Genomic DNA, 26,529 nt, shown 5'->3' with positions numbered 1-26,529 from the left:
TTTTTATTGGAGCTTTCGGATGGCAGCCTCACCTGTACATGTTACTTTCTTCGATTAAGCTTGATGGCATTGATCTGCTGCATCCAACCGCTATTACAAAGTTCTAAAGCAATACCTGTTATATTTTGGGATTTGGAGCACTATGTTTTGGAATTGAAATACCAATATTTTGGTATTCCAATTCCAATAAATTGGTATTTAAGTCCCAATAAATTGTGCTCGTTAGTATTCCCTTTCGCGCAAAATACGTCTCAGCAGTTCGATACTGATCCCCATAAACCGTGCAAGCTCTTTTTGTGTAATGTGCGAAAGTATGTCAGGGTATTTGTCAAAAACAAAATCATACTTATCCTCATTATGGATCGAAAGCAGCTTGTGCCTATAGTCGAGATAGACCTGCTGCTTTTCCTTGAGATTGGCGTAGAGGTAAAAGACTTTGGGGTTGTGTGCATTAATTTCCTCGAGTTGCCGGAGCGAAGTGCGATAGGTGCGGCAATCACTTAGTGCGGTAAACTGATAAGCGTGCCTTTGGTTGGGGATCATCAGCGATTCGCCCCCGATGGCGTAGCGCACAGGGCAGGTCTTTTCATACTTTCCAAAAATTCCGTCAACGATCAGATACAGGTCGCCCCAGTCATTGATCAATTGCTCCCCCTTAATAAATCGCTCTTCTTCAAAAGCTGTTTTTAGTTCTGGAATTTCCTTCTGCCAGTCGGGATAAATTTCTTTAAAAAAGGGATTTAGTAGGTCTTCTTTACTTCTCTTCATTGTTTAGTTTATGTTGGCATTTTTATTATAAAAAAAGAAATAGGCAATATACGGATTCTCGACAGGCATATTTTTCTTTGGGATATACGACCTAAATGCAGGGGCGAAATGCACAATAGGGTGGTGAACGACACTTGTGGCCATGATACTGAAGCGCATTGACTTTGGAACCCTCTTTTTGGCTCTGTCTCCCATAAATTTTTTCTGCTGGCGAGATTCGGCATCTTTGTTTATCAGCTGATGAATGAATAACCCGATCGTACGATGGAACAGGAGAGATTCGACCTGTATCTTTCGAATCAAAAAAATCAATTGTAAAATGGAAAATGAATTGCAAGTAAATGAAGCAACGATTTTCGAAGGTTATACAGTCTTTGAACTGTTTGCTGACGAACCGATTTTTGGCGACCTTGAAGACGATAAGTGCTGGATCGGATCGCTGTAACCTCAATCATTAATCTCTCGGCCCATCGGAATAACCATCTATGGGCCGATACTAAGTTTCATTTATGAATAATCAAAAAAAAATCGAACTGCAGCGTCTTATGTGGATGGCTAATGTGCAGGCCTTCTATCCCGATAAAATGACGGCCGAACTCCAAACAGGATATCAGCGTTGGCAGGAGCATAGGCAGAACTTCCAGCGACTATATGTCGAGCAGCAGCCCGAGACTAAGGGGATTGTGGTGGATAAGTTGGAAACCTTGCACCCCGGGATTTTGTTCACTTTTCATTTTGGTCCGTATAGGCTGCTGCCGCGCTTATTGGTGGCTGCTGGATACCGCCTAACGCTTTTGGTCTCTGCTACTGTGTTGGAGCGCGAGCAGGAAAGCTATCGGTTGATGCTTAGTCGAATGGGACTATCGCCTGAACATTTCGAATGCCTGGATGCGGGTGACCCGCTGGTCTTGCGCAAGTTGTTACATGCCGTGGCAATGGATCGGATAGTGCTGGTTTTTCTCGATGCCAATGAGTCATCAGTGAAAATGCAGGAAAAGGAGCGCGCAGGCCGTTTGCGTGTGCCTTTTGGCGGTAGTTACTTTTATTGGCGTAGCAATCTGCTCAAACTGGCACATCGTTATGACCTGCCTGTACAAGCGCTCCATCTCAAACCCGATGGAGCGGGTACAACTCAAAGCTGGCAGTTAGCCGAACCAAGGGTTATTTTAAACAGTGGCAGCAAAACTCCGGAGGCTTTGCTGGAGGCTCTTACAAGTTTACAGCAGACTTTTCAGGAGATGATCGATCTAGATTGGACAGCTTGGGAAAACTGGGCACTCATACATCATTATCTGGAAGCTGACAGCAAAAATACACGGGGATTAACCAGACAAGGCGGCTGGATGTTGCCATTTTCTTTTACAGATAAAGCCTATCTTTTTGACTTGTTTAATAAGCGATTTTACGAAATTATTGCTAATAAGGAAAAGTTTAATTAATTTAGTTAATATACGAACCTTTGCCGTGATGAGTGTATTTTCTTTTCAATCTATTTCATTTAGGAGTCTCTATGTCAGATGGTTTGTCGGAATCATCGTATGGCTTATTATACTGTGGTTTGCCGAATTTAGGGTGTTAATACATCATCCAGCTTATATCTTCTTTTTTTATGCGTTGCCGTATTTGTTCTATTACAGCGTATGCTTTCTGATTTTTCACAACATTTGGCGGCATGGGTATGGAAAATGGCTTGTGCTTTTACCATGTATGGTCTTGTTGCTGGCGGTATACGATATTGTAAAATTATATTTATATGATCTTCTCCCGCGTTGGGACGTTGTATTTTTTTATCCTTGGAAAGAGGGGGACGAGCAGAAGCTAATGCGGAAAATTGTTCGGGGACTTTTACTTGCCACTATCTACCTACTCGTCGATCATTTAATTTCGCGCATCAGGGTAAATGGGACCGAAACCCAGCTGCTACAACGCACGTTAGATAATATTTCGAATAGTAATTTGCTCTCTGGTCATTTTTTGCGCCGATTATTTGATATGGCCGTACAGGGTAAGATAGCTTTTGATCTAAAAGTGATGGACTTTTTTCAATATGTAATCAACAAGATGGCACTGCGTGACACTCTGGTGAGCCTGGACGAAGAGTGGCGTTACCTCAGACAGCTGATAGAAATGTCGGTACACCACAGATTTGAAATTAAAGGTGTTGAAAATATGCCGGCCTGGCTTTGGAACAGGTCGGTACCGGCACTTACTTTGATGACCTGGATCGAAAATGCAACAGAGTATAGTCCCAAAAATCAACTGATACTGCTCGAGTGGACCGTAATCGAGCATGCGGTGATCTTAAGAATATGTAACCGCATGGATAGGGAGTGCGTAAGCCGAGGTACAGGACGGGGACTGGATCTTGTAAATCGTCTTTATGAGCCGCTCCGGCACCAAGGGTGCACCCTGCAGTATCGCATTGAAGATGAGGCCTGTTTTGTAGTTGAATTGAAATTTGATAAATAATTATGCCGAAGTATAGTATTGTGGTCATTGATGACCATAAAGCCGATTCTCAGAAAGTTGTTGAGCAGATCCTTAAGCTCAGGGAGGTTGATCATATGGGTAATTTTGAGGATATTAAGGTGTTTAATAAAGGAAAAGAGGGACTCAATTATCTATTGCGCAATAAAGTTGATATTTTATTTCTCGACATTGAGATGCCGGATATTTCAGGCATGGAGCTGTATCGCATTTTACCTGCCGAGCTGCAGCCAGCATTGGTATTTGTGACCGCACATAGTCAGTTTGCCGTGGAGAGCTACAGGTACGATGCCTGTGACTACCTGATGAAGGAGGTAAGTTTTGAAGCAGTATTTCATGCATTGAACAAATGCCTGAAACGCTTGGGAATGCCGGTTATAGTCGCTCCGGAACTCCAACGCGATTATTACACTTTCGAGATTAAAAATCTTCGCAAAAAGCGGATCTTATTCTTTAAAAATATCATCTATATGCAGTGCATAGACAATTACGTAGAGATCACCACAAGGGGGGAGCGTTTGACTGCAAGGGTCACTATGGAGGAAATAGAACAAAACATGCCAGTCTCTTATTGTGTGCGCATCCATCGAGGATTTATCGTGAATCTCAACTTTGTACGTGAAATATCTGGTAAATATGTATATCTCACTGAAGGTACAGCTGAGGGATTGCCAATCGGACGGTCTAGACGGAAGAGTATAGCTGGTCTGACAAGGGAAAGAAGATGAAAAACTTTTTATAAACCCTAAATAAATCTGTATGCGTAAAAATCAGTACCTCAGGGGCTTTTCCATAAGCTCCGGGCAATCCTTTGCCCAAAAAACGATCTTGCTGGAACTATTGGCGGTAAAACGTCAGCTGGCTATCTATCTCGACCTGCGGGAGCAGCTAGAAGCGGAAAATGTCGTGCTTCGCGATGCGGAGTATGTCAAATCGCATGTCGGCATCTCGACCGAGACACTCTATCGGCTCCAGCGCGATGGCTATATCTGTGTGGCCAGACGGGAGCGCAATAAGCGTTATTATCGGGATGTGGATGTAGAGCGGCTGCGGCTTAGCTACCGAGGGTTGTAGTACCGCTCGATCAAATGATTTTTACCTGTACGCGGATTACTTTCTTCAGACGTCTCTCTTCTCGGGGAGGCGTTTTTTTGATTATACAATCGCTGTGCATTCTCCTGTGAACAGCTGGGCTAGGAATGAATATTTTTCTGCAATGGGGGCGGTATCTTATAGCAGTTCTCAAATAAACTATATTTTTGTAAATTGACCAATCAAATGCTAATGATGGATAGTTTAATCGATTATATCTTGCGATTTGGTCATCTCAATACGTCAGAGATCGCTTTAATCAAAGCAAGTGTTACGCAAATAGAATTGAAAAAGGGAGTATATTTTTCGGAGGCTGGGGCGATACCCCGGCAGGTGGGCTTTGTCGTGCAGGGCGTGCTAAGGGGCTGGTATTATAATCAGGACGGAGAAGATATCACGCGCTGTTTTATTGCAGAAAATAGCCTGGCAGCGGATTACCTTAATCTGGAATCGTACCAAATTTCGACCGAATATATTCAAGCTTGTACGGATTGCAAATTAATTGTTTTTTCAAAGGCACAATGGGAGGGATTATCCCATAGCATAGCCGGATGGGACATCATAAAAAATAAGATGGTTCAGCTATGTATGTATCAAAAGTCAAGAAAAGGCCCCGTGGTATCGCAAGATGCTTCTTCCAGATATCTTGAATTTTTGAAGAATTATCCAGAGGTCGTGCTGCGGGTTCCGCTACGCTATATTGCCTCCTATCTGGGGGTGACGCAGCAATCCTTGAGCAGAATACGTAAAAATATCAGTTGATGCATTTTTTACCATTTGGTAAAGAAATTTTTTGGGGACTGTTATAATATTGCTTTCAGATTTTAAATATAAAAAAGATGAAAAAAGTACTTATTACAGGTGCCAACAAAGGCATTGGATTTGAAACAGCGCGGCAATTACTGGAGCAGGGGTTTTACGTCTATTTGGGGAGTAGAAGCTTACAAAATGGGCTGGATGCTGTAAAAAAGTTGGCTGCATCAGGACTTACACATGTCGAGGCTATTGCACTGGATGTGACCAGCCTGCGCTCAGTAAAGGCGGCACGTGACCAAATCGCTGAAAAAACAACTGTACTTGACATATTGATCAACAATGCCGGGATTAATGGGGATGCGCCCTACACCGCCTTGGAGGCTAGCGAGGATCAGTTTTTGGCGACTTTTGATACCAACGTCATTGGCGTATCCCGGGTTACCCAGCATTTCCTTCCCTTACTGCAACAATCGGATCAACCCCGTATAGTGAATGTGAGTACCAGTGTAGGCTCGCTTTCGTTGCAAAGCAATCCGGAATGGCCTGCCTACGACTACGCGAAGTATGCCGTCTATGCTGCCTCCAAAGCTGCACTAAACATGTATACCATACACCTAGCCTATGAGCTGCGTAATACAAACTTTAAGATCAATGCCGTATGCCCGGGGTATACAAAAACGGATTTCACAGGCTATAATGGGGGGGAAGTTGGGCTCGCGGCTAGCCGGGTCATCAAATATGCACTGATTGATGAACATGGCCCCTCCGGCAAATTCTTTAGCGAGGAAACGAATCCAGGTGCTGGTGAAATACCTTGGTAATGTACGCCCGATAAAAATGTTGCTTGGATGCTTGTATATCCAATGGAAAAAACGCTTGAAGCGGTCTCACTGGCAGGAGAGACGTTTTTCTAGCGTTTTTTTTCCATAACATAATTTGTCAACTGAACGCCGTTTCGGGTCACTTGTTGTTCTTTGACAACGCCATAGCCTCGGTGCTCAAAAAATGGTTTTGCCGTAATGGAGGCATGTGTACTAAGATGTGTGCTAGCGGTCGCAGCTTCAAGTTCATTGCACAGGGCGGTGGCAATACCCTGTCCCTGATAATCTTTGTGCACGTAAAGACGGTCAAGATAGCCATCCACTGTGATATCACCAAATCCGACTAGCTGATCATTGATCACTGCGACGAAGCTTTCATGTGCTAACAATGAATCATTCCAAGCAGTTAGATCCAGCTGACCGGTCGCCCATGCGCTAAGCTGTTCTTTCGTATAGTCCGCTGCATTTACGGTATGTACGGTGTCGTAAAATAATTGGCTGATCTGTGCCAGATCGGAGGGGCGGTATCGTCGTATTTCCATCGTTAATTTTTAAGGGTTTCAAATTTACGATTATTCACCCGATCACCCAATATTCTTCGAACTTTCTCCTGACCAACTTCTAGCTTTCCGGCGGTCTTCTTCGAATCGGCTTCGGGATCTCATCGGGAAAATAGCATCAGCACCCGATGCCGACCCGATGAAAATATCATGAAAAGCAGGAGTTGATGAGGAGTTAACTGGTAAAAAGTAGGGCGCTGCTGGCCAACAACAAAAAATAATTAAAATAGCCGCTAAAAAAATATAATCTTTTAGCGGCTACACTGTTCTTATAGACAGCTAATTGCGGTAACGCTATGGTCTGGGATAGCTGGATCGGTATTTCCAGGTTAAAATGTCAATAAACCTAATGTCAAACTGGCTGAATAGCGTGATTGGCCCTTTTCAATAGCGCCCATTGCTGAAGAAAGCACTGTTTCCAAACTGCCAGAGCCCTTGATATAAAGTTCGTTATTTTTCCTGCCAAAATTCGCCAGTCGATACTGTATACTCAGCGAATTAGCGATTCGATCTGATGCGAGGTACTGATAGATGGGAAGTGCAACGTTATTTGCTATGAAATTGCTCGAATAGTTTTTGTCGGTATAACTCCATTCATTTTTCACCGCAAAATTGTAGTTGGATGCCAGATCAAATACCCATCGGGATAACGCTTTGTTAAAACGCACACCGATATCCAAGCGGTCGATAATTTCTTTGCTTTGTGGCAAAGCATAGCGGTTGTCCCAGCCTGAATAGCTTAAAGAAGCTTTTGCAAACCAGTCGGAACGGTAAGAACTCGTTTCTTTGGCCAAAATATAGGCCAATGTTGCCTGACTTCTCAGTGCTGTGTTTAGGGTTCCTTCAAAGATCGTTTCGTAGCTGCGGTCATCGGTACGCTGCAATTGCTGGTATTCGGTATTGGAAATGTCCTGGTACAGAATATTTAAGTCGAAGTGATGGTTGTAAAGACCGCGTTTCAAATCAACAGCAGATAACAAGCCGTACTGATCAAAGGTATGCTTACCCGCTTTCATCGGATAGGTGGTCCCATCGGTTACTTTTTCACCGTGACGGAGATAGCTTCCCGATACCAGCCAGCGGAACTGGTCGCTTGCATAGCGATAACTCACTTCGGTTCCATACTCGTGGGTGATATAATTGCGGTACATGTCACTCGTCATAATAAAGGGCGATGCACCGGCATATTCGGCAAGCCCCAATAGCTTGTACACATTGTATTGCTGATTTTCATTGGCGCGCGTAAGCCTCAAGTCGTTTTTATGATAGTTATAGATCGCCGCCAGTCCCAGCTGATGCCGCTGGCTGATTTTGTAGGTCAGGTTGGGGGCTAGCTGAATCTTGTTCTCGGTATCGACAGAACGTGGGTCCATTTGCCGGGCCCCCGTAGCTACCTGATAGGAGAGGTCAAGTCCGGCCCGCATGCTACCGCCTGCAAAACTGGGGCTTGCTATTTTCAGCGCCATATCGTAAAACTGCTTATTCCAGTCTCCCTTTAAGGAATCGACAATTTGGTAGGGATTGTCCGTGAATGGATTCACGAGCGATGCGTAGGCCAGCTGTTTTTCTTTCAATGTTGTAAAATCAAAGCGGCCGTATACAGTCCAGTCGCCTGTCCGCTGAAATTTTTCCGATGAAAAATGGAGCCCCTGTTTCGATTTTCCTGTAAATGGATGTCTATAATCTCCAGCTTCATAGAAATAACCCAATGTGGTGTTTCCAACAGCAGGTAGATTAAGTTCTCCCAAAAAAGCACTGGTCTTGCGTGTAAGCACGCTCTCTTTTTCTTTGGAGTAGGTGATATTCGGATTTTCCTGTGCATTCAGTTGCGCTAAGGCTGCTGTAAATGCCAGGGAAAGGATATATTTTGTATTCATGATGCTCCTGCTTATTTGGAATAACTTTTAGGACTTGGGCTATCGTTTATGGTAAAGTCGCTCGATGAATTGTTGGTATCCATCAGTACTTTTACACCGTTGATTTCCTCCCTGACTTTCCGGATCACCGATTTTGCTGTACCCACTCCACCACCTACAAAGGCCACCCCTGAGTCTATCGTATTGGGTAGACGTTTTTTGTCCAAGGTGATGGTACTGTTGGCGACACAATCTACACCGTCGATGACTTTGTCTGTCGATACTTTGACATAACGTGTGGATGCAGTCGCTCCGGGTTCGGTCACGGTTTCATAGTCTGCATAATCGTCAGGTGATAGAATCACCAATCCGGAACCATTGACACCGGGTAGCCAGTCAAAAACTGTCAGCGAAGAACTATAGATAAGCGTAACATTGGGTACATCGGGGGAATCCGTATCATTGCTGTTTCCGGGAGGGTTAAAATAGGTTTCGAAATCTGCAATTCCTGCCCCTAAGTCCGTCGGCGCATTTGGATTGCCCTTGGGATCCGTTTTATGGTTAATTCCATCAACTGCAATGACAATTGATTTGCCAGGTGCTACAGGGTGGTCCACGCCGGCAGTACCGGGGATGGTCCATAAGGACGCCAGATATACATTTTGCTGGTCCTCGATAAATTTTGTAGCTATCGTTGAACCCGCTTTTGTCGCTCCAAAAGAAATTCCGCCAGCGAACAAAGTATCTGTTGAGTTATTGTAGATCTCGACAAATCCATCGTACAGATAGGTGGCATTATTCGGGGTGCGGCTCCCGGTATAGTAAAATTCTTTGATTACAAATCCGCCGATGGCACCGCCACTCAGCTGAATTTCAGTTTTTCCGGATTCCTGGATGCGTAAGGACGCAATGGAAGCATTGAGAAATGCTTTTCCAACCCGCCCGGTGATTGCCTGGCTTTCTTCTTCGGTAATCTCCCGGTTTACCATTACCGTGTACACACCCGGAACAATGTCTTGCAAATTGACCTCTCCCTCGGTATTCGTGGTCAATTTGGAGATTTCACCTGTAAACGTATTCTTAACGGTTACGGTTGCTCCGGCGGCAAACACCTGGGGATAAAGGCTCGGATAACGTACAGCAAGGGTATAGGAAAGGGTATCTACCTGCGCAAAATCTTTGCGGCAGCTAACAAATACACACAGTAACGCTATCAGAGAGAGATAACAGTTAATTTTTTTCATTTTTCTAGAATTTAATAGACAGTTCGGTTCCAAAAAAGATATCGATATTGCGTTTTGTGAACTGTTCGGGATTGCGTGTGCTGCGTACCAAAGGTCTATTGTTGATAAAATTGTTGGCGTAGAAGGAGAAACCCATGTTTTTGGCAAATTCTTTGGTCAGTTTCATATTGAAAAGCCAAAGGGGTTTCCAGCTTTCCGTGCGGAAGACGTTTTCATTGAGACTCAGGTAGATATCACGGTCGGCCGAAGTGATCTGCTGGCGCTCTGCCTCTGAGAAGTAAATGATATCCAGGGGTTTGCCCGATCCCAAGGGGATATAACCTATAGGTAGGCTGGAGTAGTCGACATTACGTTCTTTATCGATCCAAATGGTCTGTGCCGTTAAGGTCAGTATAAACCGTAGTTCGGGGATATGATGGATGGCCCTTAATGTCGTGACCAGCCGTTCACTGTCTGTTCCGCGCGGAGCAAATACACCAATGCGTGTCATCGGGTTATTGGGTACCTCCTGTGCGAGAATATAGGGCATTGTAGTCGTCGATTTGGTCGACTGGTAAGCACCAGTGAGCTGGAAAGAAGTCCGGATCGCATCAAAGCGTCCCATGTCAAATTCAAACTCCGCACCTTTATTGATGATCTGCCTGCCATTGGTCGGAGTCGCAAACGTAAATACATAGGGGGTATTGGTCACGTCATCACTCAAAATCGGTTTGCCGCCTGCAACTTCCTGCTGTACCGTATAGGTCGGGATAAGCTCGTATCGCACACTATTTAATGTCGTCAGATAGTCATAGGCATTGTCGATTTTATCGTGATAAGCCGTTACGCTCATGCGTTGGCCTTGTCCAATTTTCCAGTCGATGCCCAGTTCCTTTTTATGGGATTTGGCCAGCTTGAGTTGATCATTGCCTGTTCCATAGACGCGTGTAGTCATGAGTGCGAGTGCCTCATTGGGATCCTGCTTGTAATAATTTAAACTGAAAACGTCGAAATAAGCATTTTCAGGATAAAGCATATTTAATGTTGGTGCTTTGGTAGCGATACCATAGCCACCACGCAAGGTTAGGGCAGGTAGGATATCGTAGCTGACATTGATCCTTGGAGACAGGGCGGACATACCGTCACTGCGGAAAGGTTGTACCTGATCCATCCGCAGACCCGCTTGGATAGCGAGTTCCCGTTTTCCAAATCGGGCGGTCATGCGGTCTTCAGCATAGGCTCCGAGTTGATTTATTGCCGGGATATCTTTATAGGCTCTCGATCGGTAGCCATTCACATCTCTCGTACGGTATGGAAAGTTGGGGTCAAAAGTTTTCCCATTTCCGCTATTGGCATCCATTCGGTAGTCTGCGCCGACAAGAATACGGTGCGTAAACAGGCCGGTTTTGGCGTAAAACTCATCGGAGAGTTTGGCGAATAAATTGATCGGTTTTCCCTCCACCCAGGCTTTATTGATATAGCTTGCAGGTAGATAGGGAGCCTCAAATGTACCATCGATATACGAGCTTCCCACAGCTGAAATACCAGAAGTTCCGGCATTTTCCAGGTATGATTTCTGAAGCGCATAATTCAACGATACGGTATAGTTTAACTGTCGGGCCAGTGCTTTATTGAGTTTCCATTTTCCGTTGGTAGAGAAGCGGTAGCTATAGTCCTGCGACTTGTTGAGTTGCGGTGCTGCATTGGCATCGGGATCAACTTTGACATTATCCAGATTGCTGCCAAAGGAAAAATAAGTGTTGGTATATAGCGGTTTATGCTGTCCAAATGTTTTGGTGTACTGCGCAGAGCCGGTCACGCGGTTATAGGCCGCATAAGCAGAAGTCTGCTTGTCATTGGCTCGGGTGTAGTCCAGGTCGACAAATAGCGTACCTTTATTTTTGCCGAAATCAAAACCCTGACCTGCCCAGAATTGCGTTAGTTTGGGGTTTATCCGGCCTTTGATCTGCAGGTCTTCTTTTCCGGCTTTTGTCTGTACGAGAATGGCGCCCGAGGTCATGTCGCCATATTCAACGCCAGCGATGCCGCGGATCACCTCAATGGATTCGACGTTGTCTGCGGTATACTGCCGCATATCTGCTCCCAACCCTTGAGAAGTAGAAAAACTGCCGGCAGAGCCGCTCGAGCCCGAAGTGCCCGTTAATATGGCCGCCGAGCCTAGAGACTGCAGGTTGGCATTGTTGGAAAGCGGGGCACCATTGATGATCAGCGAAGTACCCAAGGAGCTCATATAATCGGAGGAACGGTTGGTCCCATTGCTATTTTCGACATTACGGATACCCGCTTTGTTGACGTTTGTAAAATCTGGATTGACCGTGATCGCGCCGGGCAGCAATTGCAAGACTTCACCAAGATTGGTTGCCTGCATGTGTTCAATGGCCTTGCGATTGATCAGGGTCGATGTGGCGCCCTCTTTACGGTTTTCCTGGGCGACAACGACAACATCCGCCAGGGCAATGGAGTTTTCTGCCATGCCGATTGTTATTGGCTGTTTTCCGGTGGTCACGGATTGCTCTACCGTTAACATGCCTAAGTAGCTAACAACAAGCGTATACTGTCCGTTAGGCGTTTGGCTGAAACTAAAGTTTCCCTTCTCATCGGTCTTGGAATACAAGCCCAATTCTCTGATTTGTACGGTGGCTCCTTTGAGTGCTTTGCCCGTTGCTTTTTCCGTGATTAGCCCTCGGATCTCGCCATCTTGGAAAGCACGTTCCATGAAGGGTTGGGTGCTTGCAGGGCTAGCGGCAAAGGAAGCTGTTGATAAAGTCAACAAGGCAAAGAATAGGAGTGACCGCTTTCTTATTAACGCAGTTTCGTTATTTTCCATGGCTATGTCCCATATTTTCGGGGTTAATCATGATGTGAGCTTTATAGGATCCTTCGTCCATTAGCCAAGGTATGCCTGGCAGACCGGGTTTAGTGGATAATCCGATATCAGCCGCTTTTGCATAAGGAACATAGATAACATAACGTCGCATTGCGCCTTCAATTTCTCCGGTGCTGTTGTTTAGTTTGGCCAGCGGTCCCCAATAACCGTATAGGATCGTAGGCGTCTGTGGAATGGGCAATTTGCCTGCTTTGTGCTCAGCCTCGCGAATTTCATCACGTTGTTTGCGTTTACCTTCGGCGATTAGTTCGCGTCCGCGGGCCATAAATGGATCCAGGCTTTTGGGATAGGCATAGGCATACAGGACGGAAGACTTATAATCCGGAGCGAGGCAGATCAGGTTGTTGGTGGCTGTACCTTCCTGTAGTGTGACAAACTCACCTTTTTCATTATATCCTAATACTTTAGCACCTTCACGCTGATCTGCGGGAGCAGCCTGTAAGGCAATTTTTATCTGAAGGTCCTTGGCCAGCGGGCTGCGTTCCTGTTTTTGCCCAAATGCGGCTAACGTTCCCCAAGAGAGTACAAGGGCGATGACAACATGTTTCATAGGTATTACTTTTTGCTGTTAATGATTAATTGTTTGTGCCTGTTAATATAAGCATGTTGCAAATATATGTATTTAGATTTATTATAAATAAGTGAATTTTAAAATATTATTTCAGTTAATTTGAGTTAATGGAGGGTATAATTGAGCTCCTTGCGATTAATTTTTTTATTTTTAATCGTTTTAAATAAAGTTAATGTACATTTGCATGCATCTTTATGCATATTTTAATACATCTTGATATGAAGCATTCTACTTTTACCGGTTTAACCCTTGCTTTGAGTCTGCTGGCTGTGAAGCCGCTGCGAGCACAAACGATATTGGAACCCAGCGTGAAGAGCGCGACTACCTTTGCGATCATTGTTGATCAGCGCACATACGATCAGGCAAAGACTGAGATCGATGCTTATCGTGCTGCAGTCGAAAAGGATGGACTGGGGACTTATATTATTTCAAGTCAGTGGAGTAAACCTGATGAGATCCGTACGATATTAAAAAGTTTATATGGGAAAAAAGAGCCTTTAGAGGGGACAGTTTTGATTGGGGATATTCCAATTCCTATGTTGCGCGACGCACAGTTTTTGACTTCTGCGTTCAAGATGTCCCAAAATATCCGCTGGGACAAGTCGTCGGTACCTTCTGACCGATACTATGATGATTTTGACCTGCAGTTTGACTTTATCAAGCAGGATACTGCCAAATCGCGCTCCAATTATTACTACTATACATTAAATGCTAATTCGCCGCAATATATACAGATGGATATCTATTCGGCACGAATTAAACCGCCGGTTGAAAACGGTGAAGATCCGGTTGCAAAAATCAGGGCTTATCTGAAAAAGGTTGTTCAGCAGAAAACAAAGTCCGTTCCGCTAAATGACATGATCGTCTCTACAGGTCATGGTTATAATTCCAATTCGGTCAATTCGACCATTGGTGAGGCTTTGGCGTTGCGCTCGCAGATGCCTTCCTTGTTTCTGCCGGGAAATTCGGTCAAGTTTGTCAATTTTCGTTCCGATAACTTTATTAAATTCAACTTGCTGAATGAACTAAAGCGCGACGGGTTGGACTTTGCTTACATGACGGGACATGGTACAGCAACCTTGCAATTGCTTAATGGCTATCCGTTGGCGTCCAATCCACAGCCATCCATGGAGAACGTGGCCCGCTATCTCCGTTCGAAATTACGATCGGCAAAGGAAGATGGCCGGGATGTAGAAGCCGTTAAAAAATCTTTTATGGAATCTCTTGGGGTGAATGACAAGTGGATGCGCGACGCGTTTGACCCGCAGAGCATTGCCGCTGATTCCCTCTTTAATGAGGATATGGATATGCAGATCCATGATGTCAAGAATGCCCATATTAAAGCACCGCTGGTCTACCTCAACTCCTGTCTGACAGGTTCTTTCCATCTGCCCAACTATTTGGCTGGTTATTACCCATTTTCTGACAATGATAATATTGCTGCTGTGGCCAATTCCGTTGGCGTATTGCAGGATTTGTGGCCCGGGGAACTGATGGGTTTATTGCAGCACGGCGTGCGGATAGGGAACTGGATGAAACATATGGCCTACTTAGAAACTCATATCCTGGGCGATCCTACTTATCATTTTGAAAGCAATACAGACAAGCGTCTCCATATCAATGCGGCAATTGGTAGCCATGATAAAAACCTGGGCTATTGGAAGTCCCTATTGAAAGAAAATGATGCAGATCTACAGGCCTTGGCCTTGGTTTACCTTTCTCGCTTATTGAATGAAAAGGAGATCGGCGCATTATTGAAACAATATTATTTTCAATCGCCATTTGAAACTGTGCGTACACAGGCTTTTATACAATTGCGGCAATTGGAAAATAAGGATTATTTTGAGGTGCTCCATGCTGCTAAATCAGACTCGTATGAGTTTATCCGCCGTTTGGCAGTCTACGATTTAGCAGAGTTTGGTGGAGACGATTTTGTAAAAGATATGATTGCGCTATACCTGAGTGATCCGCATTCAGAGCGGGTTGGTTATCGCTTGCGTACGTCGATCAGTTTTATGGATCCGACGCTGGTGAAAGCAGAAATCGATCGGCAGGTCCGCCATAATCCAAATTTGAGCAATGGAAAGATGCTCGCCGAAAAGCTTGATCAAATTGTTGCAGTTGGAGAGCGGACTACCCAGACACTCGAGAAAAAAATAATCAATAAAGCGGAAAAGGAAAAAGAGCGCCTTAATGATATCCGCACCATGCGTTTGTACCGGTATCACCGTATGGTGCCGACTTTGATCGCAACCGCGCTTGATAAGACCAATTCCGAAGATGTTCGTGTAACCGCACTTGAAGCAATGAGCTGGTTTCCATTATCTTATCAACGTGACGCTATTTATCAGGCCTGTGAGCAACTTGCAGAATCTGACGCTCCCGAAGCCGTGAAATACCAAAGTCTAAAAACGAAAAATATCATGGCCGGATTTTCAAAAAAATAAGTCAACAGTTCTTTCTATATAACGACTTATTTGGACGTAAAGCTGTCTGGGGGAAATACTGTAACCCTAGACAGCTTTTTTTGTGTCCCTATCTCTTCCAATATTTCTTCCGGCCAACTTCTGACTTTCCAGCCGTTTTTATCCAGGTGGCATCGGGATTTTATTGGGAAAATAGCATCAGATCCCGATGAAATCCCGATGAAAAGAGGATAAAAGTGAAAAGCTAAGAGCAAATTAATACCGTAATGAATGCCCTAATAGACAGCGCAAAATCAGCCTTGTGTTTTGTTTTTTCATGTCGAAATGGAATTTATGTGTAATCGATTTCGGTCTATAATCGGTCAAGTTTCCGAAGTTTATCGGTCTACTTTCGGCCTATCTATTTGTATCTATTTGTGGTTGATTCAAAGTGTTTTATGTTTGTTATGTCAATCAAGTATACCGGTATGAAAAAGGATTGATTTTAATACATGGGAACTATTGTAAATGGAGCAAATGGAGGCTTTAAGGGTAAAGCCGGCTCAATAATCGGAAGTAGTTGGAAGAGTATCAACTATATTAAAGGGCTCTATAAAAAAAGATCAAAGCCCGCATCAAAAGCACAGATGATGCAGCAGGAAAAATTCAAAACGCTAATGCGTTTTCTGCTGCCCATCAACTTCTTTTTGAAGATCGGCTTCGGCCGTAAAAATACCGAAAAATTGACACCGATCAATGCGGCGTTTCAATTTAACCTGGACCAGGCCATCACGGGTATCTATCCGGACTATACCTTGGATTATTCCAAGATCAGTATCTCGGATGGTAGCCTGTACGGCGGCGGAACTGTTGGTGTGTCGTATGACGCGGGAGACCTCTCTTTCACTTGGAGCACAGATGATAGCGAGACGTTCGAGACTTTCTCAGATGACATGGTCTATGTATTGGCGTATCACCCCGAGAAAGACGAATTTATATCTACACCTACGCCAAGTACCCGTGCGGCTGGTACGGTGTCATTCACGGTGCCCGAGCATCTGGCAACAGGTGCTGTGCATACCTGGCTGTTTTTGTCAAACCGGTCAAAGACCAAGGTATCCAAAAGTGTGTATCTAGGCGAGATACAGCTAATCTAAATTATACAGGGTTGGGCCATTCTGGCTCAGCCCATATTTACAACACGTATTATGGCTAATAAAACTATCAGTCCTGCTCAGCAGCGGGTACGGGCTGCATTTAAAGTCGGACAGGCATTTTTAGCGCCCTTACACGGATTGATTAAAAAAGGATTTGCCGAAACGGCCAGGCGAAAGAGATCTCTACCTGCCGGACTGGCGCTGGGCTATACGCTGCAGGTGGCAATAAAGCACGAAGCAAAGGGACCGGTGGTGGACCCATCACTGGTACGCTTAAGTGATGGATCCCTGCCCGGTGTAAGGATGCCCGAACTAAGGCGCTATGCCGATCGCATTGAGCTAACACACGATAGTGACAACGCAGCGCCATTTGGAGAGGATGATCGGCTGACCCTGTGCGCCTACCAGGTTGAAAAAGGCTATGCCTTTGTCAATGAGCAGATCTGGCAACGTCGCGAAGGGAAAGTCATCGTTCCGATACCTGAAGGTTTTCGGGATGATGGATTTCACCTTTATTTGCTGGTTTCAAACAGAAATGGGTTAAAATATTCACGCTCAAATTATTTGGGCTATTCAACAAAATGAATACAAAACATATCCTGCTGCTCCAACGGAAATATGGAGCAAATGGAACTAACGGCACCATTATGTATCAGGGCGAAGAAATCTGCCATACGATTGAACTCCCTGATAGAAATAATGTTCCCCGGATCAGCTGTATCCCGATAGGGCAGTATAAACTAATAAAACGGCGCTATCCAAAGCATGGGGAGCAGATCGGCATCCCAAATGTGCTGGGACGCGAAGCGATCCTGATCCATGCAGCCAACAATGCGCTGAAAGAACTGCATGGCTGTATCGCACCCGTAACTAAGCTAACCGGTGAGGGGACAGGGGATTACAGCGGTAAAGCGCTGGCGAAGCTGAAGGCATTGGTGTATAGCCTGTGGGATAGGGGGGATGAAGTGTATTTGAATATTCGATAAAGGAAGGGCCGGAATAGGTCATTGCTTTCTTTGATGTCAGCTTTTTAGTTATCTGGCGATATGAATCAAACTCGCTGTGCTCAGACAGTGATTCATATTTACACCAGATCCCGTCAAAGCTTGACAGTCAGAAAGCTATATTTTCTATCCCTGGCCCTTCATACTTATCGAGGTGAGTTGTTGGAGGGGGATTGAAGTCGGAACGCCATGTTTTCAATTCTTTGTCCTCCTATATTGCTTGAATAAAGAAGGGGAAATGATTGGATGACGGTCTACCGCTCTATTCCTTGGTGCAATTGCTTTTGCCCAATGGCTATATGAATTCAAACTCACTTCGTTCAGACAAGAATTCATTTTTAACGCCTTTGGACTTCATCAATTTGCAGCCGGAATATTAGGCTTTGACCGTTCATCCAATCTATTAAAAATGAATTGGTATGAAAAAAATCTTAAACAAAATAGGAGCAGTGCTACAGGTGGTCCTCGCAGCGCCGCTCAAACTGCCGGGAAAGGCCTCGAATATACTGAAATACATTGCACTGGGCCTGGGAATACTGGAAACGGTCCTGGAGGAGGATAAGCCGCCGCCTGAAAAGTCTTTTGATGAGGGCTCCGGCCATATATCAAGCGGCGAATCTACCGGATCCACCGGGTCTCTGGTTGATGATGCCGAGCTAACGGCAGAAAGGAGCGACGTGGATGAAAATCAATGATATCCGCATCTCTGCCCTCGGAGGCACGATCTGTTCCATCTGGGCCAGTATATCGCTGGGCGATGTGTTACAGACGGTGCTGACGGCTGCGCTGGGTACACTCGTAAGTTTCGCGACCAGTAGGTTGCTTGGGCGATACTGGAACCAGAAAAAATAGCAGAAGTAAGGTGAGAACGTCTCCCAGTCCGGGGGACGTTTTTTTGTCGGATTTAAAATTGTTGTCACGAATTGTAAATATTATTGTTAAATAACATTAGAATTGTGTTTTATTGTTTTTACTTATCACATTTTATTGATTGCATTTTTATGAAAAGTATCACTACAATGCTATTTTCACTTTTTTCACTTTTTGGATGTATAGCTGTCCATGCGCAAAAGATTAAGGTCGAAAATAAAACGAAGACCAGTTCCTTCGTCAGTTATCCCGAAGAACCATTTTCCTATGAGTTTTTGGAGTACAAGCTCCAGATCAATCCTGACAACACAAAAATCAATTTTGTGATGGAAGGTAAAGAGCTGACATCGGTGGATATTACGGCAATGCGTACGGAGAAAATACGGACAGATGCAAAAAATAATCGTTTGGTAGTTGGTAATCTCCAGATGACGCAGAAAATAGGAGCGGGTATCCTTTTGTGCCAGGTGGAGTTTTTACCGATGACACTAGAGGGCATTACGACGAAAAGCGGGAACGCCTGGGAGAACATTTTTAAAAATTCTTTCGTGCTAAATGTTCCGTTAAAAGTAACCTATAGCAATTCCTTTGATAACAAAGTTATTGAAGAGGATACAATTGTGGCTCAATATGTTGATAGAGGACTCGCGGATCTGATTGTTGAAAGAGATCAGTTAATGGCTCAAATAGCGACTACTTTTCCAAATAAAAAGGATGCGATGCTACAGTCGCTGGCGTTCCTGAAACAGAATTATACAAGCATGACGCTTAGTATTTTCGATAATTTAATCGGCCATAACCAGATTGCAGGCTTCTGGAACCGGAACATGACCAAAAAACAAATGCGATTCCAAAGTACAGGAAGTCTTTTCTTTACAAGATTTAAGGATAAGAATGATCCCAAGCAGCTTGAATATAATGAGCAGATCGATAAGTTGATCTTACTTGCTGACGATATCAATAAATCTGCCTACGATAAAAACAAAGTTGACAAGTCCAGTTTTGCGGCAGTCGCTCAGATCGCCGAATACCTTGAAAAGGAACTGACAGGAGTTGCCAATGAGGATATCAAGATTGCTTTACAGACAGATCTCTTGTATTGTTACCTGATAGCTAGCAATTTCGACAAAGCAATACCAGTAATGGAGGAACTGAAATCGAAAAACAAACTCAACCTTAAGATGAACGGGATCTGGGAGCGGTTACCTGTGTTGGCTGAGGCGAAGAAAAATTTTGAGGAAAACAAAGGAAAGCTTTCCGCAACATATTCCGATGCGCTAAATAAAATGATGAATTAAGGATTTTTTATAACGTGGAATTTAGCCTTTAGCGTACACTTTTTTCACCTAGCTCACGCATCCAAGTATTGAAATCCGCATCAGAAGGGATATCAAATTTTTTACGTAAACGATTTTTTCTTACCTGTACAGCTCTAACAGTAACGTATGTATATTCGGATATATTTTTCGTTGAAAAGTTCAGGAAAGCCATGGCACAAAATTCTAATTCTGTGCTTCGCAGATTGGGGTCATAAGTTTTTAGTTCCTGTATAAACTGTGGATACAGCTCTGTAAACAAGGTCAGGAATTCCGGGTTGTTACTTTTGGCCAGGTCGATCAGGTTGTTGAATTTGTTTTCACCGATCTGCTCAACGAGCTCTCTATTTATTACCTCGGTTTCCTGAAGTGCCTCTTCTTTCTGTACAATAATTTTTCGATTTTGCCTTACACGCCATGTGAAGAAGACGCTTGATAATATAAACAGCACAAGGACAATCATTGAGATCCTTGATGATTGCGAAACTTTTTTTGCTGCCTCCTTTTCTTTCGAATTCAGAATACGGGCTAATACCATATCCATGACCTGTCTATTTTCTTTTTCCAAGGAATCATTGAGCCGGCTGAAGGCGAACTCATATTCCTGCGCTTTCGCATCTCCTAGTTTGTAATACGCATAGTAATCAGCTAAAAATCTGTAACTGCTTCTTATAGCCTCTCTGTTTCCCACTGCTTTTTTATTTGCAAGACTTTTCTCAAAGAAAACCAACCCTTCTTTGTAATTCTCTTTCTCTTGCTCCAGATTCCCTAAATAAGTCATGGTATTATAATAGACTGGAACTTTATATTTCTCCACCAGTTTTAGCGATTCTTTAAGATAGTACGCAGCTTTGGGAAAATCTAGCTTTTTAGTATAAAAGCTTCCCATGTCGTCATAAACACCAATGAAAAGAAGTGCATTTTCCTTTTCATTGAGCCCCTTTAAGGTTTCCAGCTGCAGCTGGTTATATTTCATCAGGGAGTCCAGTTTATCCGTCCTGTTGAAAATAGTGCTTAGATTCCCATAAGCAAAAACGGAAAGTTTTTTTTGTTTTTCATCTTCAAGTTTCTTTGCCGCGGCTAACTGTAGCTGAAACTCCTGAATTGCCTGATGGGTTAGCCCGAGGTACATATAGCATTTCCCTTTCATGCCATGAGTTTCGCCTTGCATCTGCGCATCCTTGTGGTAGTATTTAGTCGCCTGTAGGCTTTCAATGGACCTAAATGATTCTTTGAATAATCCTATGTAAAGAAGGGCATCAGCGATCCAGAATTGCGCCTTTGCTTTTCCTTCATCATATTCATATTTAGTGGCCAAGTCCCGAGCCTTCATTGCACAATCAAGCTGTTGTATTAGGTTGACCGAGGCCTGGAAGTCTTTTGCTTCGTTTACAAGTGCATCAACTTCTTTCTTATTTTCATCGCTAGCTAGGGCCGTAAATGTAAACAAGCATAAAATAAAAAACAAGAATTGCTTTTTCATCACATTAGTAGGTTGCAGTAAATTAATATTTCATATAGCCCTGCTCGAGGAGATTTAACAGGGGCGAATATAATAATTAATCTCTTTTGCAGGTATGGCTTAAAATTTATTGGCAGATTTTTCAAGACAAAACCTTGGACTATAGCTATATTCTTTTCCTTTAAACAGATTGATTTGCCTCATATTTTAAATTATACTAATGTGCCGTATTTTTGCGCTCATTACCCAGGTAATTTACCATCTTTTGCAAAGAACTTTCTGGTAGGCCCGTTCTCATCAAGCATGGCATATTTGGCAAGATTGACACATTTGGCAAGATTGACACAGTTTTCTGCCGCGGATTTTCCGCCACTGTTTCCGTTTAAGTCTGCAGAGGTCCATTCCGGAATAATACAATTGATCTTAAAGCCAAGATCTTTATACGCATAGGCTAAGGCAACATTATAGGCTATTGGGAATGATTTTCGTAATTCTGTGCTATTCTTCCGCTGATTTGAGCTACAGGGAGAGCATCAATGTGGACTAACTTTGTCATATCACGATTAAAACAAACAAAAAAAATAAAAAATGGAAAAGATAATTTTTATCACAGGTGGATGATTATTTTAAGAAGGGTAGGCATCATAAGGATGGCCTGCCAACTGTTAATTTTATGGCTGGTGAGTTGACCGTTTCTCCCCGCTACCTTAGCAACATTCTGAAGCTGGAGACCGGTAAGACGGCCTTGGAGCATGTTCATATTTATTTGATAAAGGAAGCTAAAAATCTTTTACTCAGTTCAGCGGCCAATGTCGCGGGGATAGCCTATGATTTAGGTTTTGAAAGTTCGTCTTATTTCACTAGACTATTTAAAAAAGTTGTGGGGGTGACCCCGGTTCAATATTAAAAAAAAATCCTTCTTCAATCTCAATACAGAACATTTTCAGAAAATTCAGCTAGTTTTCATTGTGCGGTGGATGTTATCAGTGGACTAATCTCTAAAAGCAAAGAAGGCCATCTTTTACAAGATGACCTCCGCTCTATACTAACACCAAATAAATAATAGAATTATTAATAATTTCTGACGCAGCGTATTTGTGATCCTCTGAAACGTGAAAAATCACTTGTTCCGACAGGAAGCGTATTCAACTCTCGTCGTTCAACCTGTGTTTCTCTCATATTGCCGGCGTCTGGAGGAAACATATTAAAGGCATACATACCACCTGTAGATCCTTCATAGAGGTCACCTTCACTTGTTTGAGACCACAACCATACATTCGTAGGCTCCCAGATCGGATTGGAAGGGGTACTTTGATTATCTTTATATCCTGCCGCCGGAAAAAACACGCCTGTTGTCGCAGAAGTTGGATACCAGGCTCCATTTACGCCACTGACAACCCTGTTCTCCACTGGGCCGAGTGCCTCCAAAGTCTCATAATCTGCTTTGGTAGGGGTGCGCCAAAGATAGCCATCAAAGATGCCTCGGCAGGGATCGCCCAGGTTTTGTGATGAGCGGTCGTAAACGCGCGGGTCACCATAAGGATAAAGCTGTCCAAATGGAAAATAATCTCCTAGTCCGGTCTTGCTGGAGAAGGAATACTGGTTGGAGGTTCCATCATATTTTAGATATCCCGGTGCCCAGATGAGGTTACCCAGCTGGCTTGGATCTTTTTTGATAACCAGGTTCAATGCATATCGTTCACCTGGTACAATTGTCAAGCCCGGAATGTCAAAAGATTTATACGTTCCGCCTATGGTGAAACCACCATATATTTTACGATATTCATCGTCGGCAGGACAGGCAATAATCGTTGGGTTACTAATGATAACAGGTGTATTTATTGTTGGAAAAATCACCGGTTTTACCCATCCAGACCAACCTGTGTAATCAATTGCTCCAGTATTAAGATATAAATCTATTGTCGGATAGCTTGAAGCAAAGTAAACCTCACTTTGTGTTATATTTCCAAATGCTGTCCCGTCTAGTGTAGCGGTCAGTTCCGTAAATTTATGTTTGAAAACCACGTCAAGTGTATTCAGGCCAGGTACCACGGGTAATTCTATCCGCTGATACATAAGGTCATTGTCAACCTGACTTGACCAGGGAATATTAAATGAGGCTGTCAAAGTGGATAAATTTTGTCCAGCCGCAACTGTCAAAGGAGCGAGAGCACTGGACCCATTTAACGAATAACAGATAAATGTGTAAGTTTTGCCCGGATTTACAATGAATTGCCTGGACATATCTCCGCCAACCGTATAGTCTGCCTGGTCTACGTAATTGCCGGCGTCATCAAATACGAGGACTCTATAGACCACGCCATTGGCTACGGGTGTAGCAGCAGCCTTTGTCTTTTGAAGACCTGCTTTTAATGCTATCGAGCTGCCAGCAACGGACCTGAGCTGTTCATTTCCGTCCAACCTTGTCAGGTTTGCCTGAAGATACATGCCATCATCCAGACGGATCGTTTGTACCTGTGTTTTGGCCGCGCCGTTTGAAGTTGCTGATGAAGCCTTTAAAGTTGCAACTTCTTTATTATCTATCCCGCCCAATACGACCTGTACTTTAGCCATATTATCCGAAACGGGAGCTGTTTCCTTGGAACAGCCTACCAAGCAAAATATATATACCATCCCCAGAAACAGGGCCGGCAGAGCTGAATTAAATATTCTTTTCATATTTAATGATATAATTTTCTTATGGTTTAGTGTTAATTAAAAGTAGATTTCTTTTTCTTCTGAAGATGACCCATCCCAGTCGTCTTTGATTGTGCCCTGTTGTACAGACGTCGGTCCGGATCCACTTGCAATAGAATATTCCATAATAATTTGCGAAGTAGTCATTAGGGGCTTTTCGTAGGATAATTTCTTGAGTGGCGTGATTTCACCTTTTAACTTTTGTTTTTTCATTTTCATAGTGTTTATATTAAGGCTGTTAGTATTGTCGGTTGATGTCCTAATCAAATATCGGTAATACTCTTAGTTAAATTAAGTATCTGGTATATCACAATATTAACACTTATGTATCTCATTAGACAATGGGATTTCAATAGAACTATCCAAAAGTAGCTTGGAAATAGGGTAAATGGTGATTTCAGGGATTCGACCTCTTTCTTAACATTTGTCTCTGTCGCCTGTCCAATAATTTTCGGCTGCGAAGTTAAGGGTATGTTCTGTTCTGTTTTTAGCGATGGAAAAGGTTTTCACTAAACCTCTGTAGATAAAAGTGTTACAATGCCAAATAGCTCCTTCCTGACAAAGAAAATGTTTCTTGCAGAGTTTTTTTTGTTTGTAAATAGATTTGATTTATTTTAATTCCTTGTAGGAAAATTGTGTTTTTTGATGGTATCTTTGGGAAATGTCGAACATTTATTTCATCCAAGAACAAATTTAATTATTATATCGCTAATAATTGGTTATAATTTCAAAACGTATGTATGTGCTATTCTTTCCGAAAAATGAATTATTTGTCCGCTGTATTGCGCCATAACTTTGCGATATCAAAAACAAAAAAAGTAAGTTATGAAGACAGTAATGGGATTGATAGCATTCGTGGCAGCTCTGTCATCCGTAAAAGCGCAGTTTATTCCAGTGGTAAGTTCCAAGGTCGTTTGGAACGGAATAACAACTGGCCCTGAAGGCAGGATCTTTGTAAATTTCCTGAGGATAGAAGGTGAAGTAGGAATGAGAATAGTTGAAATTTTAACAAATGGAAAGATCGTTCCTTATCCAGCTGAGCAGTGGAAAAACTGGCAAATAGGGGCGGATATATCTTTTTTTGACGGATCATTTTAATTTACAAACTCTTCACCCCATTTAAAGAGTTCTGTAAGGCTGGGTTCCAGCTTTCTTCCTTTTTCTGTCAGTGTATACTGTACCGTTGGAGGTACAGTAGCAAATACTTCCCGGATAACAATCCCATTTTCCTCCATATTCTTTAATTCTTTCACCAACATGCGCGTATTGATGTTGGTGACTAATTTCTGAAGCTCGTTGAATCTTTTGGTGCCATGTAGAAGAGCAAAAATAATTGACATGGACCATTTTCCTCCGATTATATCCAAAATTTCCTGAATAACACATTTACCTGAAACTTTTTCAGAATTTTTTTCGCTCATAACGTTTTGATTTGCTGCAAGACTGTACTTTTTGGTATTACTTTACATTTGTGTAACTACTTTCAAATGTAAAGTATTGGATTTAGATTTACAACATCATATTTCAATTTAACATTATGGCAAATTCATTAGAAGGAAAAATTGCGCTCGTTACGGGCGGAACAAAAGGTATCGGAAAGGCAATCGCCGATAAGCTCGCACTCGAGGGGGCAAAGGTTATCATAACAGCTCGAACTAAACCAGCTGTGGAAACTGAACATTACTTTATAGCAGGTGACATGAGCAGACCCGATGCTGGCCAGATCATTGCGGACGAACTTTTGGAAAAATTCGGTAAAGTGGATATTGTGGTCAATAATGCCGGTGCCAATACCAGCCCTGGCGGGGGATACAGTACACTAACGGATGAGGACTGGAATAACGAGATACAACTGAATCTGATGTCTGCCGTTAGGGTCAATAAGGCGTTGATTCCGAGTATGGTGGCTCGGAAGGAGGGTGTAATCATCAACATCTCTACCGGCGCTGCACTACAGCCTCTGTGGAAAATGACCATGTCCTATTCGGCTTCAAAGGCAGCGTTGAATGCCTATACCAAAGCTTTGGCAAGCGAATTGGGGCCGCAAGGGATCAGTGTGAATGCCGTGTCTCCGGGATTGGTCAAAACGCCGCTGATGGAAGCTTTTATCGCTGATATTGCAGCAAAAAACGGCAGCTCTGTTGAGGAAACATTTCATGCTATCAAAAATGAAATTGGCGATCTTCCAATGGGCAGAATGGCAGAACCTGAGGAGGTAGCAGCTCTTGTCAGCTTTTTGGTTTCACCCCAGGCAAAATACATCACGGGAGCAAATTATAGGATTGATGGAGGTGCACTTCCTGTTGTATAATACTTCGGATCGGTTTCATAAAGGCATTGTCCGGAAATAAATTAAAGTCCCGCAGTGGGTATTGCGGGACTTTTTAGAAAACGTATTTTTATTTCGTTTTTCTGGAGCGAAATGCCTTTGGCGAAGATCCAGTATGAAGCCTAAAAAAACGGGCAAAATAATTTGGATAGTCAAAATTGAGTATGGTAGCGGCACGTGCCATGGTGCGTGATCTTTACACTCCGCAGGAGATGGCAAAAATTTTATCACTTTTGGTATTGGTTAT

Annotated in this window: 26 protein-coding genes; 16 read left to right on the top strand and 10 right to left on the bottom strand. The window is 43.3% G+C overall.

From position 1 onward, the window contains the following. Nucleotides 1-222 precede the first annotated feature (222 nt). Nucleotides 223-768: a hypothetical protein gene (locus ABTV71_RS17255; protein ID WP_121125126.1), complete on the bottom strand. Its 546-nt coding sequence runs from the start codon at nucleotides 766-768 to the stop codon at nucleotides 223-225. A 244-nt stretch (nucleotides 769-1,012) separates the two neighbouring features. Here ABTV71_RS17255 and ABTV71_RS17250 point away from each other — a divergent pair, with 244 nt between their 5' ends. The 7 genes from ABTV71_RS17250 (at nucleotide 1,013) to ABTV71_RS17220 (ending at nucleotide 5,924) form a co-directional block, all read left to right on the top strand. Then, complete coding sequence (locus ABTV71_RS17250) at nucleotides 1,013-1,213, top strand: hypothetical protein (protein ID WP_147430431.1); 201 nt, start codon at nucleotides 1,013-1,015, stop codon at nucleotides 1,211-1,213. 64 nt (nucleotides 1,214-1,277) lie between these two features. Next, nucleotides 1,278-2,207 carry a hypothetical protein gene (locus ABTV71_RS17245; protein ID WP_433900431.1) on the top strand — a complete coding sequence of 310 codons (930 nt, stop codon included), beginning with the start codon at nucleotides 1,278-1,280 and terminating at the stop codon, nucleotides 2,205-2,207. A gap of 28 nt (nucleotides 2,208-2,235) precedes the next feature. Next, nucleotides 2,236-3,237 carry a hypothetical protein gene (locus ABTV71_RS17240; RefSeq protein WP_433900430.1) on the top strand — a complete coding sequence of 334 codons (1,002 nt, stop codon included), beginning with the start codon at nucleotides 2,236-2,238 and terminating at the stop codon, nucleotides 3,235-3,237. A 2-nt stretch (nucleotides 3,238-3,239) separates the two neighbouring features. After that, nucleotides 3,240-3,983, top strand: coding sequence for a LytR/AlgR family response regulator transcription factor (locus ABTV71_RS17235; RefSeq protein WP_433900429.1), 744 nt, complete (start codon nucleotides 3,240-3,242; stop codon nucleotides 3,981-3,983). 31 nt (nucleotides 3,984-4,014) lie between these two features. Further along, a complete protein-coding gene (locus ABTV71_RS17230; RefSeq protein ID WP_433900428.1) occupies nucleotides 4,015-4,329 on the top strand; it encodes a MerR family transcriptional regulator in 315 nt (104 codons plus the stop codon). 210 nt (nucleotides 4,330-4,539) lie between these two features. Further along, the gene (locus ABTV71_RS17225) at nucleotides 4,540-5,109 is read left to right on the top strand and encodes a Crp/Fnr family transcriptional regulator (RefSeq protein WP_433900427.1); all 570 of its coding nucleotides are present in this window, start codon (nucleotides 4,540-4,542) and stop codon (nucleotides 5,107-5,109) included. Between the two features lie 77 nt (nucleotides 5,110-5,186). Continuing rightward, a complete protein-coding gene (locus ABTV71_RS17220) occupies nucleotides 5,187-5,924 on the top strand; it encodes an SDR family oxidoreductase (RefSeq protein WP_433900426.1) in 738 nt (245 codons plus the stop codon). An 89-nt stretch (nucleotides 5,925-6,013) separates the two neighbouring features. Here the strand turns inward: ABTV71_RS17220 and ABTV71_RS17215 are convergent, their stop codons facing one another. From ABTV71_RS17215 to ABTV71_RS17195, 5 genes are all read right to left on the bottom strand, one after another. Next, complete coding sequence (locus ABTV71_RS17215) at nucleotides 6,014-6,466, bottom strand: GNAT family N-acetyltransferase (RefSeq protein ID WP_433900425.1); 453 nt, start codon at nucleotides 6,464-6,466, stop codon at nucleotides 6,014-6,016. A gap of 347 nt (nucleotides 6,467-6,813) precedes the next feature. After that, nucleotides 6,814-8,361, bottom strand: a complete 1,548-nt coding sequence (locus ABTV71_RS17210; RefSeq protein ID WP_433900424.1) for a DUF6850 family outer membrane beta-barrel protein — start codon at nucleotides 8,359-8,361, stop codon at nucleotides 6,814-6,816. A gap of 11 nt (nucleotides 8,362-8,372) precedes the next feature. Next, nucleotides 8,373-9,584, bottom strand: coding sequence for a DUF4876 domain-containing protein (locus ABTV71_RS17205; RefSeq protein ID WP_433900423.1), 1,212 nt, complete (start codon nucleotides 9,582-9,584; stop codon nucleotides 8,373-8,375). 4 nt (nucleotides 9,585-9,588) lie between these two features. Beyond that, nucleotides 9,589-12,411, bottom strand: a complete 2,823-nt coding sequence (locus ABTV71_RS17200; protein WP_433900422.1) for a TonB-dependent receptor — start codon at nucleotides 12,409-12,411, stop codon at nucleotides 9,589-9,591. Then, nucleotides 12,401-13,021 carry a hypothetical protein gene (locus ABTV71_RS17195; protein WP_433900421.1) on the bottom strand — a complete coding sequence of 207 codons (621 nt, stop codon included), beginning with the start codon at nucleotides 13,019-13,021 and terminating at the stop codon, nucleotides 12,401-12,403. The genes ABTV71_RS17200 and ABTV71_RS17195 overlap by 11 nt, the downstream gene beginning before the upstream one ends. Before the next feature lie 239 nt (nucleotides 13,022-13,260). On the opposite strand from ABTV71_RS17195, the gene ABTV71_RS17190 reads away from it, so the two are divergent. The 6 genes from ABTV71_RS17190 to ABTV71_RS17165 all read left to right on the top strand — a co-directional run bounded on the left by ABTV71_RS17190 (nucleotide 13,261) and on the right by ABTV71_RS17165 (nucleotide 19,776). Continuing rightward, a complete protein-coding gene (locus ABTV71_RS17190) occupies nucleotides 13,261-15,489 on the top strand; it encodes a HEAT repeat domain-containing protein (RefSeq protein WP_433900420.1) in 2,229 nt (742 codons plus the stop codon). Between the two features lie 470 nt (nucleotides 15,490-15,959). After that, entirely contained in the window at nucleotides 15,960-16,604 is a 645-nt protein-coding gene (locus ABTV71_RS17185) for a DUF6266 family protein (RefSeq protein WP_433900419.1), read from the top strand. 51 nt (nucleotides 16,605-16,655) lie between these two features. Continuing rightward, the gene (locus ABTV71_RS17180) at nucleotides 16,656-17,189 is read left to right on the top strand and encodes a DUF6266 family protein (RefSeq protein ID WP_433900418.1); all 534 of its coding nucleotides are present in this window, start codon (nucleotides 16,656-16,658) and stop codon (nucleotides 17,187-17,189) included. Beyond that, nucleotides 17,186-17,590: a DUF5675 family protein gene (locus tag ABTV71_RS17175; protein WP_433900417.1), complete on the top strand. Its 405-nt coding sequence runs from the start codon at nucleotides 17,186-17,188 to the stop codon at nucleotides 17,588-17,590. Before ABTV71_RS17180 ends, ABTV71_RS17175 begins: the two co-directional genes overlap by 4 nt. A 437-nt stretch (nucleotides 17,591-18,027) precedes the next feature. Beyond that, nucleotides 18,028-18,303, top strand: a complete 276-nt coding sequence (locus ABTV71_RS17170; protein WP_433900416.1) for a hypothetical protein — start codon at nucleotides 18,028-18,030, stop codon at nucleotides 18,301-18,303. A 306-nt stretch (nucleotides 18,304-18,609) separates the two neighbouring features. Next, nucleotides 18,610-19,776 (top strand): hypothetical protein, encoded by a 1,167-nt coding sequence (locus ABTV71_RS17165; protein ID WP_433900415.1) that lies wholly within the window; start codon nucleotides 18,610-18,612, stop codon nucleotides 19,774-19,776. A gap of 28 nt (nucleotides 19,777-19,804) precedes the next feature. Here ABTV71_RS17165 and ABTV71_RS17160 read toward each other — a convergent pair whose 3' ends face one another. After that, nucleotides 19,805-21,277 (bottom strand): helix-turn-helix transcriptional regulator, encoded by a 1,473-nt coding sequence (locus ABTV71_RS17160; RefSeq protein ID WP_433900414.1) that lies wholly within the window; start codon nucleotides 21,275-21,277, stop codon nucleotides 19,805-19,807. A 592-nt stretch (nucleotides 21,278-21,869) separates the two neighbouring features. Between ABTV71_RS17160 and ABTV71_RS17155 the strand changes: the two genes are divergently transcribed. After that, nucleotides 21,870-22,163 (top strand): helix-turn-helix domain-containing protein, encoded by a 294-nt coding sequence (locus ABTV71_RS17155; protein ID WP_433900413.1) that lies wholly within the window; start codon nucleotides 21,870-21,872, stop codon nucleotides 22,161-22,163. A gap of 164 nt (nucleotides 22,164-22,327) precedes the next feature. Here the strand turns inward: ABTV71_RS17155 and ABTV71_RS17150 are convergent, their stop codons facing one another. Then, nucleotides 22,328-23,935, bottom strand: a complete 1,608-nt coding sequence (locus ABTV71_RS17150; RefSeq protein WP_433900412.1) for a hypothetical protein — start codon at nucleotides 23,933-23,935, stop codon at nucleotides 22,328-22,330. Between the two features lie 36 nt (nucleotides 23,936-23,971). Next, nucleotides 23,972-24,166 (bottom strand): hypothetical protein, encoded by a 195-nt coding sequence (locus tag ABTV71_RS17145; RefSeq protein ID WP_433900411.1) that lies wholly within the window; start codon nucleotides 24,164-24,166, stop codon nucleotides 23,972-23,974. 612 nt (nucleotides 24,167-24,778) lie between these two features. On the opposite strand from ABTV71_RS17145, the gene ABTV71_RS17140 reads away from it, so the two are divergent. Beyond that, nucleotides 24,779-25,051, top strand: coding sequence for a hypothetical protein (locus ABTV71_RS17140; protein WP_433900410.1), 273 nt, complete (start codon nucleotides 24,779-24,781; stop codon nucleotides 25,049-25,051). On the opposite strand, the gene ABTV71_RS17135 is transcribed toward ABTV71_RS17140, so the two are convergent. Further along, entirely contained in the window at nucleotides 25,048-25,374 is a 327-nt protein-coding gene (locus ABTV71_RS17135) for a winged helix-turn-helix transcriptional regulator (RefSeq protein ID WP_165307666.1), read from the bottom strand. The two genes, ABTV71_RS17140 and ABTV71_RS17135, sit on opposite strands and share 4 nt — an antisense overlap. A gap of 116 nt (nucleotides 25,375-25,490) precedes the next feature. On the opposite strand from ABTV71_RS17135, the gene ABTV71_RS17130 reads away from it, so the two are divergent. Continuing rightward, a complete protein-coding gene (locus tag ABTV71_RS17130; protein ID WP_433900409.1) occupies nucleotides 25,491-26,264 on the top strand; it encodes an SDR family oxidoreductase in 774 nt (257 codons plus the stop codon). Nucleotides 26,265-26,529: the final 265 nt, after the last annotated feature.

Origin of the sequence: Sphingobacterium puteale (genome assembly GCF_050986225.1) — a bacterium.
Classification (GTDB): Bacteria; Bacteroidota; Bacteroidia; order Sphingobacteriales; family Sphingobacteriaceae; genus Sphingobacterium; species Sphingobacterium puteale.
Note: the sequence above shows the minus strand (reverse complement) of the source record. Positions and strands in the feature narration are given on the sequence as shown.

Bases quoted from the DNA above. Each gene is read 5' to 3' on its own strand.
- ABTV71_RS17255 (WP_121125126.1), bottom strand. From the start codon at position 768: ATGAAGAGAAGTAAAGAAGACCTACTAAATCCCTTTTTTAAAGAAATT.
- ABTV71_RS17250 (WP_147430431.1), top strand. From the start codon at position 1,013: ATGAATAACCCGATCGTACGATGGAACAGGAGAGATTCGACCTGTATC.
- ABTV71_RS17245 (WP_433900431.1), top strand. From the start codon at position 1,278: ATGAATAATCAAAAAAAAATCGAACTGCAGCGTCTTATGTGGATGGCT.
- ABTV71_RS17240 (WP_433900430.1), top strand. From the start codon at position 2,236: ATGAGTGTATTTTCTTTTCAATCTATTTCATTTAGGAGTCTCTATGTC.
- ABTV71_RS17235 (WP_433900429.1), top strand. From the start codon at position 3,240: ATGCCGAAGTATAGTATTGTGGTCATTGATGACCATAAAGCCGATTCT.
- ABTV71_RS17230 (WP_433900428.1), top strand. From the start codon at position 4,015: ATGCGTAAAAATCAGTACCTCAGGGGCTTTTCCATAAGCTCCGGGCAA.
- ABTV71_RS17225 (WP_433900427.1), top strand. From the start codon at position 4,540: ATGATGGATAGTTTAATCGATTATATCTTGCGATTTGGTCATCTCAAT.
- ABTV71_RS17220 (WP_433900426.1), top strand. From the start codon at position 5,187: ATGAAAAAAGTACTTATTACAGGTGCCAACAAAGGCATTGGATTTGAA.
- ABTV71_RS17215 (WP_433900425.1), bottom strand. From the start codon at position 6,466: ATGGAAATACGACGATACCGCCCCTCCGATCTGGCACAGATCAGCCAA.
- ABTV71_RS17210 (WP_433900424.1), bottom strand. From the start codon at position 8,361: ATGAATACAAAATATATCCTTTCCCTGGCATTTACAGCAGCCTTAGCG.
- ABTV71_RS17205 (WP_433900423.1), bottom strand. From the start codon at position 9,584: ATGAAAAAAATTAACTGTTATCTCTCTCTGATAGCGTTACTGTGTGTA.
- ABTV71_RS17200 (WP_433900422.1), bottom strand. From the start codon at position 12,411: ATGGAAAATAACGAAACTGCGTTAATAAGAAAGCGGTCACTCCTATTC.
- ABTV71_RS17195 (WP_433900421.1), bottom strand. From the start codon at position 13,021: ATGAAACATGTTGTCATCGCCCTTGTACTCTCTTGGGGAACGTTAGCC.
- ABTV71_RS17190 (WP_433900420.1), top strand. From the start codon at position 13,261: ATGAAGCATTCTACTTTTACCGGTTTAACCCTTGCTTTGAGTCTGCTG.
- ABTV71_RS17185 (WP_433900419.1), top strand. From the start codon at position 15,960: ATGGGAACTATTGTAAATGGAGCAAATGGAGGCTTTAAGGGTAAAGCC.
- ABTV71_RS17180 (WP_433900418.1), top strand. From the start codon at position 16,656: ATGGCTAATAAAACTATCAGTCCTGCTCAGCAGCGGGTACGGGCTGCA.
- ABTV71_RS17175 (WP_433900417.1), top strand. From the start codon at position 17,186: ATGAATACAAAACATATCCTGCTGCTCCAACGGAAATATGGAGCAAAT.
- ABTV71_RS17170 (WP_433900416.1), top strand. From the start codon at position 18,028: ATGAAAAAAATCTTAAACAAAATAGGAGCAGTGCTACAGGTGGTCCTC.
- ABTV71_RS17165 (WP_433900415.1), top strand. From the start codon at position 18,610: ATGAAAAGTATCACTACAATGCTATTTTCACTTTTTTCACTTTTTGGA.
- ABTV71_RS17160 (WP_433900414.1), bottom strand. From the start codon at position 21,277: ATGAAAAAGCAATTCTTGTTTTTTATTTTATGCTTGTTTACATTTACG.
- ABTV71_RS17150 (WP_433900412.1), bottom strand. From the start codon at position 23,935: ATGAAAAGAATATTTAATTCAGCTCTGCCGGCCCTGTTTCTGGGGATG.
- ABTV71_RS17145 (WP_433900411.1), bottom strand. From the start codon at position 24,166: ATGAAAAAACAAAAGTTAAAAGGTGAAATCACGCCACTCAAGAAATTA.
- ABTV71_RS17140 (WP_433900410.1), top strand. From the start codon at position 24,779: ATGAAGACAGTAATGGGATTGATAGCATTCGTGGCAGCTCTGTCATCC.
- ABTV71_RS17135 (WP_165307666.1), bottom strand. From the start codon at position 25,374: ATGAGCGAAAAAAATTCTGAAAAAGTTTCAGGTAAATGTGTTATTCAG.
- ABTV71_RS17130 (WP_433900409.1), top strand. From the start codon at position 25,491: ATGGCAAATTCATTAGAAGGAAAAATTGCGCTCGTTACGGGCGGAACA.